The organism is Protofrankia symbiont of Coriaria myrtifolia, assembly GCF_900634755.1.
In the GTDB taxonomy this organism is placed as follows: Bacteria; Actinomycetota; Actinomycetes; order Frankiales; family Frankiaceae; genus Protofrankia; species Protofrankia coriariae.
Genome location: NZ_CAAAFS010000282.1, coordinates 1 through 11859 on the forward strand (window position 1 = coordinate 1; position 11859 = coordinate 11859).

Genomic DNA, 11859 nt, shown 5'->3' on the forward strand with positions numbered 1-11859 from the left:
GCCAGCCGGCCGGGCGCCGCGCGGCGAACCGGGCCGCCGCCGCGCCGGCCCAGCTACCGGAGGAGATCGCCCAGGAGCCGTTGTGGCTGCCGCCGCCGCTGATCGCGCCGGTGACGAGCTCGCGGGACGCGGCATCGCCGGCCGCGAACAGCCCGGGGACGGTGGTCGCGCATCCGTCGTCGACCACGCGCAGCCCGCCCGTCCCGCGCACGGTGCCCTCCATGACGAAACGGACGGGGAAGCGCTGGGTGAACGGGTCGATGCCCAGTTTGTCGAACGGCAGGAAGAAGTTCGGCTGCGACCAGCGCATCGCCTCCCGAAGGTGCGGCTGCGCCCGCTCGAGCCGGGCGTACACCTGGGTGTGCAGCGCCGCCCGCTGCACGTCGAGCAGCCCGCCGGGGAACGCGGCGCTGGCCAGCTCGGCGCCGTCGGCGTCGGTGAACACGGCGAACTGGTACATCAGGCCCTTGGTCTGCGCGCCGAAGGCGGGCGCGGTGCCGTACTGGCAGGAGAACTCCATCCCGGACAGTTCGGCGCCGAGTTCCGCGGCCATCAGCGCGCCGTCACCGGTGTCCACGTTCAGGCCCAGCGCGCCGGACCGGAAGGCGCAGCCTCCGGTCGCCAGGACCACGGCGCCGGCGCGCACCCGCCAGGGCTCGCCGCCCCGCTGACGGTGGACCCCGGCGGCGCCGGTGACGACGCCGTCAGGGTCGACCAGCAGCTCAAGGGCTGGCGACTGGTCGAGGATGACGACGCCGGCACGCCGGACCTGGCGGCGCATCAGCCGCATGTACTCCGGGCCCTGCAGGCTGGCGCGCCGCGGGGTGCCGTCGTCAGCCACCGGGAACGGGTAGCCCCAGTCCGTCAGCTGCTCGACCGCCTGCCACGTCCGGTCGAGGACGCGCGCCATCAAGCGCCGGTCGGTGAGGTGACCGCCGGCGGTCTCACGGGCGGCGATGGCCCGCGACCGGGCGTCCCCGTCCGGCGGCAGATACCACAGGTTGTTACCGGCGGCCGCCGTCGAGCCGCTGGTGCCGCAGTAGCCCTTGTCGGCGAGCGTGACCCGCTGGCCGCCGGCGGCCGCCGCCAGCGCCGCCCACGTCCCGGCCGGGCCTCCCCCGAGGACGAGGACGTCGGTCTCGGCGGGGGTCGCGACCGGCCGCGGGCGGCGTCTCGACACGGCGCTCACCGCGGGCCGCCGACGCCGGCCCGGGCGGCGCGTCTGGCCCGGGCGACACGTGTCGAGGACATGTCGCGGTGTCGGTGTGGCTGGCGGGGCTGGTCGTTCATCAGATTCCCTGTCTCGGTTCTCGGCAGCCGGTCGAATCATGATTAGGACGGGTGGGCGTCCCGGCTTCTCGGCTTCCTTCCCGGTATCCCGGGCGGGCGACGTCACAGACGCACCGGAGCGGATACGGAAATCGGCGGAGAAACTGGGATCGAGTGGTTTTCCGAAGAGCCCGGCGAGGCCGTCCCAAAAATTTCCGCGGCTTCGCCGGCCGCCAGCTGATCAATATCATTCACGACCCGGGCCAGCGACCGCCACCACCGCCGCCAGTGATGCGTAGAGCAATTTTTGAATAACTGTTTGACGCTTCTGAAAAGACCATGTAACTGCCGGAAAGAATCAACCTTGATTCGACCGGGAGTGACACAGATCACTGGCGACATGGACATGGTCCACCACTCGCCGGACCGACAGTCCGCTCCTCGACATGTTGGCGACTATGTAGGCAGGAATGGCCGGCTGTCAACCCGCCCACGGGAGCGGTCGACACGACACGAAGGAAGATCGATCATGTTTCTTCCGTACCCGGGTCAGGTCGCCGACCTGGGCCGAGCGGCATCCGCCCCCGCCGGAGGCGGCCTGGACGGGAACGGGAGATGCCGGTATGCCGTCACGACCCGCCATACCGCCACCCGCAGGTACGACGGAAGGCCCGGCCATCACTCGCGGTTCCCGGACGCGTGACCCGTCCCGCCAGAACATTACTCATCGCGCCCACATCGTCCGCCGACACGGACGGCCACCGAATGCCGAATTATTTTCGCTGGACCGCCAAATATTGACCGTGCTCCGCGGTGGACACGAGCATGGCATCACGGGCCGACGAGGAAACCGTCGGGACCGGTCGCCGGAGCGCTTCTCCCCGCCGGCCGGGAGGAGAACCGACGAGAAAACCGATGGACCGAAGGACCGAAGGCGGTGCGGCCGCGCCTCTTCCGCGGCTTCTCCCGCGGTTGCTTCCGCCCCGCCGGACACCCACGTTCCCGGATCGCCAAGGAGCGACATGGCCGTCGTCAGCACGAATCTCGACATCCGCAGGGTAACCGGACGGATCGGCGCCGAAATCGTCGGCTTGGACCTTCGTGACGCGCTCGGCGACGACACCGTCATCGCGTCGATCCGGGCCGCGCTCGTCGAGCACAAGGCGCTGTTCTTCCGCGGGCAGGAACTCGACGACGCCGGGCAGCAGCGTTTCGCCGCCCGTTTCGGCGCGCTCACCACGGCGCACCCCACCGTCCCGTCCCTGGCCGGCAGCCCGAACGTGCTGCGGGTGGACTCGACCGAGGGCCGGGCCAACAACTGGCACACCGACGTCACGTTCGTCGTCTCCCCGCCGGCCGCGAGCACCCTGCGCGCCGTCGTGATCCCCCCGGCCGGCGGGGACACCCTCATCGCCAACTCCGTGACCGCCTACCAGGACCTCCGGGCGACCTGCGCGAACTGGCCGACCGGATCTGGGCGGAGCACAGCAACGACTACGACTACGCGATCCCGCGGGCCGAGACGGAGCAGACGAAGGCGTACCGCGAGATCTTCGTCTCCCGGAAGTACCGGACCGCCCACCCGGTGGTTCGCGTCCATCCCGAGACGGGTGAGCGGGGCCTGTTCATCGGCGGGTTCGCGCAGCGCATCGTCGGCCTGTCCGTGACCGAGTCGCGTGACCTCCTCCGCCTGCTGCAGACCTACGTCACCCGGCCGGAGAACACCGTCCGGTGGCGGTGGGCCCCCGGCGACCTCGTCTTCTTCGACAACCGCAGCACCCAGCACTACGGTGTCGACGACTACGGCGACCTCCCGCGGCTGCTGCACCGGGTCACCGTCGCCGGCGACGTGCCGGTCGGGGTGGATGGCCGGCGCAGCTACGCCGTCGAGGGGGACGACGCCTCCCACTACACTCCGCTCGCCGCATAGCCATCCCGGCCGGGCGGGATCATCAGTACTGGCCAGGATCATCAGTAGTAGATCGGCCCGCGGCTCCCGCCACCGCAGGCGATCGTCTCACCGGTGACCGACACGCTCAGCGGGGACGCGAGGAAGGTCACCAGCGTGGCCACCTCCTCGGCGGTGACCACCCGGCCGATCGTCAGCGTCGCGGTGACGGCGTCCAGCCGGGCGGGATCGTCGCCGATCAGGTCGGCGAACCGTTCGGTGACGGTGGGCCCGGGATGGACCGCGACGACGTTGATCCCATGCGGGCCGAGCTCGTCCGCGAGGTTCTTGGTGAGCGCGGTGACGCTGGCGTTGCGGATGGACGCGGCCGTCCGCCCGGTCGAACGGGCCGCGAGACCGCCGATGTTGATGATGCGACCCCAGCCGGCCCGGATCAGGTGCGGGGCGACCGCCTGGGCGGTGCGCAGGTAACCGATGACCTTCACGTCGATGTCGTCGGCGAGATCCGCGGTGGCCAGCGCGGAGAACCCGCCGGGGCCGCCGGCGCCGCCCGGCTGGGCGGCGTTGTTGACCAGGATGTCGACCCCGCCGAGCTCCGCGACCGTCCGCTCGGCCAGCCGCGCCACGGCGCCCCCGTCGCGGGTGTCGGCGGCAACCGGCAGCACAGTACCGCCGGTCTCGGCCGCAAGCTGCCTGGCGGCCACCGCCAGGACGTCGGCGTCCCGCGCGGCGATCACGCCCTTGGCCCCTTCGGCGGCCAGCGATCTGGCGATGGCCCGCCCGATGCCACGGCTGCCACCGGTCACGATCGCGCGCCGCCCGTCCAGCTGTAGATCCATGTCCGGCTCCGTCGGGTCTCGTCCGCAAGGTCCTGATTGAGTCTGATCCCGCGTGAGGTTACATTCAGGCGGTGCGCACAGGGCGTCGGCTGCCAGCGATGATTCTCGACCCGTTCTGGATCTCCCGCCGCGCGCATCATTTCGACCAGATCTGTTGCTGATCCTGAAAGCCCGGTGAGCGCGCCGGTACCACAGCCGGTATCACACCGGCTGCCTGTCGGAACGGTTTCCCGTTGACAGCCGCCGGGCCCGCAGCGTCCACCGGCGACAGCCCGCGAGCCCGGGCCCGGCCGGCACGGCGACGCTCCTCCCGGCCTTCCTCCTGCACCGCGCTTATTCGCTGCTTCTTGGTTGCTTCTTGGTTGCTTCCACGTTGCAAAGGCCTTTGCGGCGCAACGGCCTTTGCAACAAGTCGCGTACAGCTTCATTACGGTGAGTCATGTGCGGTGAGGTGGCCCGAGTTCCGGCAACCAGCCCGCACCGAACGCACCGCGTTCACCAACGCCCATTTCGATCATGTTCCGTAGCCGCTGACATCCGCGTCCGTCCCGCTGCCAGGCAGTAGCGGGCGACACCGGGCAGCCCCCGGCAGCGTCGCTGGTTGCGGCCGTGACCGTGGCCGACGGCTTTCCAGGAGAAGGCAGTTGATGAAGATCAGATTGTTCGCCGGCGCGGCAGCCCTGGCGCTGGCGGTACTCACAGCCTGCGGTTCGGACGCTTCCGGCGGCGCGGCGACGGACCCGGCAGCCGGCGCGACCGGCGCGGCCAACCCGGACGCCACCGCGACCATCGGTCTCGTGCTCGAACCGGGCAGCCTCGACATCACCAGGGCCTCCGGCGCCGCCATCGGCCAGATCCTGCTCAACAACGTCTACCAGGGGCTGCTCCAGCGGGACGACTCCGGCGCCATCACCCCGGCGCTGGCCACGTCCTACAAGATCTCGGAGGACGGGAAGACCTACACCTTCACCCTGCGGGACGGCGTGACCTTCCACGACGGCTCACCGCTGCGCGCCGCCGACGTGGTGGCCTCCCTGAGCAGGGTCAGCGCGCCGGACTCGGTGAATCCCAACGCCGCCGACCTGGCCTCGGTGGCCTCGGTGACCGCGCCCGACGAGAAGACCGTCGTGCTCACCCTGAAGGACCGCGACACCAACCTGACCTACCGGCTCACCGGAGCCGCCGGCGTCATCATCCGGGAGGGCGCCACCGACCTGGACAGCAGGCCGGTCGGCACCGGCCCGTTCCGGTTCGACAGCTGGCGGCACGGCGACAGCATCACGCTCGTCCGCAACGACCGGTACTGGGGGCCGAAGGCCGGCGTCGCCAGGGTGGTCTTCCGCTACATCACCGACCCGAACGCGCAGAACAACGCGGTGCGGACCGGGCAGGTCGACATCGGCGGCATCACCGACATCGAGCTGGTCAACTCCTACCAGGGCAACCCGAACTTCACCGTCTCCACGGGCACCAGCAGCGACAAGATCACCCTCGGGTTCAACCACTCGCGGCCGGCGCTGTCCGACGCCCGGGTCCGCCACGCGATCCGGCAGGGCATCGACAAGGACGGCCTGATCCGGGTACTCGGCGGCGGCACCCGGATCGGCAGTTCCGTCCCACCGCTGGACCCCTGGTACGAGGACCTCACCGGAATCGACAGGTACGACCCGGCGAACGCCCGCAGGCTGCTCGCCGACGCCGGCTACGCGGGTGGGCTGACCCTCGGGCTCACGGTCCCGAACATCTACCCGCCGGCCATCGCCGAGTACGTGCGCTCCCAGCTCCAGGACATCGGGATCACGGTGCGGACGGCCAGCGTCGAGTTCCCCACCTGGCTCACCCAGGTGTACCGGAACGCCGACTACGACCTGAGCATCGTCGACCACGCCGAACCGCGGGACCTGGGCAACTACGCGAAGCCGGGCTACTACTGGCGTTACGACAGCCCGGCGGTCCAGCAGGCCTATCAGGCCGCGGTGACGGCGTCCTCGGACGCCGAGCGTGACCAGAACCTGCGCAGGCTCGCCCGGCAGATCTCCGAGGACGCGGCCAGCGACTGGCTGCTGCTCGGCCCGGCTCGGCAGATTGTCCGGGCCGGCGTCACCGGCTACCCGACCAACAACCTGTCGTCCCTCTACGACGTCTCGAAGATCCAGATCAGGAGGTCCTGACCCGACCGGCCGCCGTCGTGTTCGACGCCCTCCCCTGCCCCGGAGGGCAACAATCATGATACAGAGAGTCGTGATTCACGAGATCATGGTTCGGAGGGTCGTGGTACGGAGGATGTGGGGAGTGCGAAGGACGGGCCCATGGCGGTGATCCTGCTGCGGCGCCTCGTCCTGCTGGCCCTGTCGCTGGTCGCCGCGAGCCTGCTCGTCTTCCTGCTGCTGCGACTGCTGCCCGGCGACGTGGCCGACGTGATCGCGGGGACCACGGCCTCCCCGGAGCAGGTCGCCAGGATCCGCCACCAGCTCGGCGTCGACCGACCGCTGATCACCCAGTACGCCAGCTGGGTCGGCGGTGTCCTCACCGGTGATTTCGGCGCCTCGGCGGTGAACGGGGTGTCCGTGTCGGCGCAGCTCGGCGAGAAACTGACGGTGACCGCGCCGCTGGTGGCCGGTGCGACCGTCCTGGCCGTCGCGGTCGCGCTGCCGCTCGGGATCATCTCGGCGGCCCGGCACCGGCGGGCCGACGGGCTGGCCCTGTCCACACTCAGCCAGCTCGGCATCGCGGTGCCCAGCTTCTGGGTGGGGCTGATGCTCATCACCCTGTTCGCGGTCGAGTGGGGGGTGCTGCCCGCCGGCGGGTTCCCGACGGACGGCTGGGACGACCCGGCGGCGGCCGTGCGCAGCCTGGCGCTGCCCGTGGTCACCCTGGCGCTGGTGGAGGGCGCGGTGCTGATGCGGTTCACCCGCTCGGCAACGCTGGAGGTGCTGCACGCGGACTTCATCCGCACCGCCCGGGCGAAGGGGCTGACCCGCGGCCGGGCACTGCTGCGGCACGGGGTCCGCAACGCGGCCGGGCCGGTCCTGTCCGTGCTGGGCCTGGAGTTCGCCACCCTGCTCGCCGGCACGGTCGTGATCGAGAACGTGTTCGCGCTGCCGGGCGTCGGGCAGATGCTGATCGTCGACATCGGCAACCGCGATCTGGTCAAGGTCCAGGGCACAGTGCTGCTGATCACCGTGGCCGTGCTGGTCGTCGGCTTCCTCGTCGACGTCGGCCATCGGCTGCTGGATCCGAGACTGCTGGATCCGAGACTGCTGGATCCGAGACTGCTGGATCCGAGACTGCTGGATCCGAGGCTGCTGGATCCGAGGCTGCCGGCCGCCGGGACGCGGGGCCCGAGATGACGGCTCCGCCGCGCGGGACGGCCCGGCCGCCGAGGACCGCCCCGCCGCTGGTGACGGCCCTGCTGCGCAGCCGTTCGGGCCGGCTGGGTGTGCTGCTGTCCTCGCTCGTCGTGGCCGCCGCCGCGGTGTCCCTGGTCTGGACGCCGTACGACCCGACCCGGGTGGACGCGGGCGCGCCCTGGCTGCCGATCAGCGGGCAGCACTGGTTCGGCACCGACAAGCTCGGCCGGGACCTGTTCAGCCAGATCCTTCTCGGCGCCCGGATCACGGTGTTCGCCGCGGTGGCGGCCACCGCCGTCGCCGCGGTACTGGGGGTGGGGCTGGCGCTGCTCGCCACCGTCACCCCGCGTCTGGTCGGCGAGTCCACCGCCCATCTGGTCGACGTCCTGATCGCCTTCCCGACCCTGCTGCTCGCGATGGTGCTCGCCGCCGTGTTCGGCGGTTCGACCTGGACCGCCGTCATCGCGACAGGCGTCGGCAGCGGCGTCCAGGTCGGCCGGGTGACACGGGGGGAGATCGTCCGGGTGCTGGCGTCCGACTACGTCCTGGCCGCGCACGCGGCCGGCGCCGGCACCAGGCGGATCGTCCGGCGGCACGTCCTGCCGAACATCGCGCCGACGCTGTACGTCCAGCTCTCCCTCGCGCTCGGGATCGCCGTACTCGCCGAGGCCGCGCTGTCCTACCTGGGCCTGGGCACCCCGCCGCCAACCCCGTCGTGGGGCCGGATGCTCCAGGAGCTGCAGCCGTACATCACCCTGCGGCCGCTGGTGCTGCTCTGGCCCGGCCTCGCCGTGGTGCTGACGGTGCTCGGGTTCAACCTGCTCGGCGACGGCATCCGCGAGGCCACGGACCCGCGGCTGCGGGACGGCCAGGCAACGTCGGGCGGCTCGCGGCGAGGTGGCCGCAAAGCGTCCCGGAAGGCGCGGGCCGCCCGGCCTGCGCCGCCGGATGCCCCACGGGCCTGGCCGGCGACGCGGGACGGTTCACCGCGGGAGTGGGACGGTTCGCCGGAAGATCCACCGGATGATCCGCTAGAGGACCGGTCGGCCATCTGGGAGGGCTTCCGGGATGCCCAGCGGGACGCCCAGCCGGCGGCGATACCGAACGGCGATCCGGACACCACACCGTCCGCCACAGGAGAGCCACACATAGGACAGTCACACTCCGATACCACAGAGGCATCACGGTGAGCGAACAGAGACCGCCGACGCCAATACCGACATCCTCGCCGGCAGCACCAGCACCAGCACCAGCGGCAGCGGCGTCGGCGGCAGCGGCGGCGGCGCCTGAACCGTCGGCGGCGCTGACGGGGCGGGAACGGGGCGGGACGCCGTCCGGGCTCCTCGAGGTCACCGATCTCACCGTCCGCTTCGGCGACACAGTGGTCGTCGACCGGATCGGCTTCGGCCTGGACGCCGGTGGGCGGCTCGGGCTCATCGGCGAGTCCGGATCCGGGAAATCGATCACCGCGCTGGCCGTCCTCGGGCTGCTGCCAGACGGCGCGGCCGCGACCGGAAGCATCCGCTTCGACGGGCGGGAGCTGCTCGGCCGGTCCGACCGGGAGCTCTCCCGCATCCGCGGCGACCGGATCGCCATGGTCTTCCAGGAGCCGCTCACCGCGCTGAACCCGCTGTGGCGGGTGGGCCGCCAGATCGGCGAGCCGCTGCGCCTGCACCGCGGGCTGTCCCGGCGGGCGGCGGCCGCGGCCGCGGTCGAACTCGCCGCGAAGGTCGGGCTGCCCGACCCGGAACGGCTCGTCCGCGCGTACCCGCACCAGCTCTCCGGCGGGCAGCGCCAGCGGGTCGGCATCGCCATCGCGCTCGCCTGCCGACCCGCGCTGCTCATCGCGGACGAGCCGACCACCGCCCTCGACGTCAGCGTCCAGGCGGACGTCCTCGCCCTGCTCACCCGCCTCGTCCACGAGGCCGGCACCGCCCTGCTGTACATCACCCACGATCTCGCGGTGGTGGCCTCGGTCGCCCGGAAGCTCGCGGTCATGCGCGGCGGGCGGCTGGTGGAGACCGGCCCGACCGAGACCGTCCTGCGGTCCGCGCGGCATCCCTACACCCGGCGGCTGCTGGCGGCGGCACACCGCACAAGCTGGACCGGCCCCACGGGCGGCCCGGCTCCCGAGCTCGTGGGCAGGCCGGCTGTCGAACCCGCCGGCGACCTGGCCGCCAGGCCTGTGGACGGCCGGCCGGAGCGGACGTCGAAGGCGGGCGCATGACACTGTTCGAGGCCAGTGGGCTGACCCGCGGCTACCGACTGCCGCGCACCTCGCTGTTCGGCCCGGCCGGCGTCCGGCACGCCGTCCACAACGTCGATCTCTCGCTGCCGGACGGTCACAGCCTCGGCATCGTCGGCGAGTCCGGGTCGGGCAAGTCGACCCTGGTCCGGCTGCTGCTCGGGCTGGAGCGCCCGGACGCCGGGACGGTGCGCTACCGGGGCCGGCGGGTCCGGCCCGGGCGCCCCCGCGACCTGCGCTGGCTGCGCCGCGAGGTGCAGGTCGTCCTACAGGACCCGCTCAGCTCGCTGAACCCCCGGATGCCCGTCGGCGCGATCGTCGCCGAACCGCTGGAATGCCTCGGCACCGACGGAAACGACAACGGCAACAGCGGCAGTGGCGATCGCGGTGGCGACGGCGACGGCGACGGCAGCCGTGGCGACGGTGGCGACGGTAGGCACGCGCGTGCCGGCCGGCACGCCCGCGTCGACGAGGTGCTGCGCGCGGTCGGCCTCGACCCGGACGTCCGCACGCGTTACCCGCACGAGTTCTCCGGTGGGCAGCGGCAGCGCATCGCCATCGCCCGGGCACTCGCGCCCCGCCCGCGGGTGCTCGTCGGTGACGAACCGGTGAGTGCCCTGGACGTGTCGGTGCGCGCGCAGATCCTGGACCTGCTGGCCGCTCTCGCCGCAAGCTACCGGCTCAGCCTGGTCGTCGTCTCCCACGACATCGGCGTGGTCGCCCGGCTGTGCGATCAGGTGATCGTCATGCACCGCGGCGAGGTGGTGGAACGCGGCGTCACCGAGACGGTGCTGTCCGCACCGACCCATACCTACACCCGGACACTGGTGGCAGCGGTGCCCCGGCTGCCACCGACCGGGTGAGCCGCCAGGCTCGCAGCGCGCGGGGCCCGACAGTGAGGACGCGGATGACGACAGACTCGAAGACCAGTCTCCCGGCCGGCGGCAACCGGGAGACCAACCCGCCGGCCGGCGGCAACCATCTGTCCAGGGACGATCCCCTGGCCGGAGGTGGCCGGCCGTTCAAGCTGGGCTTCCTGACCCATGTGTTCAGTCGGGAGGAGCCGGCGGAGCTGCTGCGCCGGCTCGTGGAGCTGTTCGTCGCCGCCGAGGAGCTCGGGTTCGACGGCGGCTGGATCGCCCAGCACCACTTCTCCCCTCAGTACGGCCGGCTGCCCTCGCCGCTGGTGCTGCTCGCCGCGGCCGCGCAGGCGACCCGGCGGATCGAGCTCGGCACCGCGGTGGTGGTGCTGCCGCTGGAGAACCCGATCAGGGTCGCCGAGGACGCGGCCGTCGTCGACGCGCTCAGCGGCGGGCGGCTACAGCTCGGGCTGGGTACGGGCGCGGCCAACTCGCCGGCGTTCGCCGCCTTCGGCCGGGACGCCGGCGCGCGCCGGGAGCTGTTCACGCAGGCCGTCGGCCTGCTGCGGGACCTGCTGCGCGGCGGCGACGTCCCGGGCACCGACGGGCTGCGGCTGCAACCGCCGGCGCCGACGCTGGCCGGGCGGCTGTGGGACTCCACCTCCAGCGCCGAGGGTGCGACGGCCGCGGCGCGGGTCGGGGACGGGCTGCTGCTCGGGGTCGGACCCGCGGGGTCGGCACAGCGTCCGCTGGCCGAAACGTACCTGCGCGCATACGCCGCGGCCCGTTCAGGCGCGACCGCCAGGCCGGACGGGACGGCTTTCCCGGCCGGGACGGCTCACCCCGCCGACGGACCGGGCGGGGACGGCCGATCCGTCGGGACGGTCCGCTCGGGCACGGCTGCCCGCTCTGCCACGGATAGCCCTTCGGCCACGGATGGCCCTTCGTCCACGGATGGCCCTTCGTCCGCGGTTGGCCGCTCGAGGGCGGCAGCCCGGTCGCTGTGCCCGGACGGCTACCCGGCGGCCCGGCTCGCCGTCGCGCACGGTGTGTTCCCCGGGCCCGACCGCCTGGCCGCCCAGCGGGACCTGGCCGCCGGCATCGCCCGCTACCGTCCGTACTTGTCCCATTTCGGACTGCCCGACACCGCCGACGACGCCGCCGCGCTCGACGCCATGAACGTCCACCACGGCCCGGTCGACGTGATCGTCGAGAGCCTCGCGACGAACCCGGTGGGGCCGGGGTTCACCTCCTACTTCATCGCCGCCGTCCAGGGTGAGGCCGGCGGGGCTGCGAGCTTCGACGCGACACTGCGCCGCCTGGAGATCATCAGCACCGAGATCGCCCCGGCGCTGGGCTGGCGGCCGGCGACCGCTACCCCCGGCAC

Annotated in this window: 8 protein-coding genes and 1 pseudogene; 7 read left to right on the forward strand and 2 right to left on the reverse strand. The window is 72.2% G+C overall.

Features of this window, described 5'->3' with window-relative positions:
- A partial coding sequence (locus CM1CMNOD_RS15630) for an FAD-binding protein (RefSeq protein WP_131774060.1) occupies positions 1 to 1189 on the reverse strand: 1189 nt, incomplete at its 3' end.
- A gap of 1102 nt (positions 1190 to 2291) precedes the next feature.
- Here CM1CMNOD_RS15630 and CM1CMNOD_RS15635 point away from each other — a divergent pair.
- Positions 2292 to 3199: pseudogene (locus CM1CMNOD_RS15635) on the forward strand (TauD/TfdA dioxygenase family protein).
- A 41-nt stretch (positions 3200 to 3240) separates the two neighbouring features.
- On the opposite strand, the gene CM1CMNOD_RS15640 reads toward CM1CMNOD_RS15635, so the two are convergent.
- A complete protein-coding gene (locus tag CM1CMNOD_RS15640) occupies positions 3241 to 4017 on the reverse strand; it encodes an SDR family NAD(P)-dependent oxidoreductase (protein WP_013874567.1) in 777 nt (258 codons plus the stop codon).
- 647 nt (positions 4018 to 4664) lie between these two features.
- On the opposite strand from CM1CMNOD_RS15640, the gene CM1CMNOD_RS15645 reads away from it, so the two are divergent.
- The 6 genes from CM1CMNOD_RS15645 to CM1CMNOD_RS15670 all read left to right on the forward strand — a co-directional run.
- Positions 4665 to 6188, forward strand: coding sequence for an ABC transporter substrate-binding protein (locus CM1CMNOD_RS15645; RefSeq protein ID WP_013874568.1), 1524 nt, complete (start codon positions 4665 to 4667; stop codon positions 6186 to 6188).
- Between the two features lie 138 nt (positions 6189 to 6326).
- Positions 6327 to 7367, forward strand: coding sequence for an ABC transporter permease (locus tag CM1CMNOD_RS15650; RefSeq protein WP_013874569.1), 1041 nt, complete (start codon positions 6327 to 6329; stop codon positions 7365 to 7367).
- Positions 7364 to 8557 (forward strand): ABC transporter permease, encoded by a 1194-nt coding sequence (locus CM1CMNOD_RS15655; protein WP_013874570.1) that lies wholly within the window; start codon positions 7364 to 7366, stop codon positions 8555 to 8557. Before CM1CMNOD_RS15650 ends, CM1CMNOD_RS15655 begins: the two co-directional genes overlap by 4 nt.
- The gene (locus CM1CMNOD_RS15660) at positions 8554 to 9594 is read left to right on the forward strand and encodes an ATP-binding cassette domain-containing protein (protein ID WP_013874571.1); all 1041 of its coding nucleotides are present in this window, start codon (positions 8554 to 8556) and stop codon (positions 9592 to 9594) included. The genes CM1CMNOD_RS15655 and CM1CMNOD_RS15660 overlap by 4 nt, the downstream gene beginning before the upstream one ends.
- Positions 9591 to 10475 carry an ATP-binding cassette domain-containing protein gene (locus CM1CMNOD_RS15665; protein WP_013874572.1) on the forward strand — a complete coding sequence of 295 codons (885 nt, stop codon included), beginning with the start codon at positions 9591 to 9593 and terminating at the stop codon, positions 10473 to 10475. Before CM1CMNOD_RS15660 ends, CM1CMNOD_RS15665 begins: the two co-directional genes overlap by 4 nt.
- Before the next feature lie 44 nt (positions 10476 to 10519).
- Positions 10520 to 11859, forward strand: a 1340-nt coding sequence (locus CM1CMNOD_RS15670; RefSeq protein ID WP_131774061.1) for an LLM class flavin-dependent oxidoreductase, incomplete at its 3' end; no start/stop codon positions are given.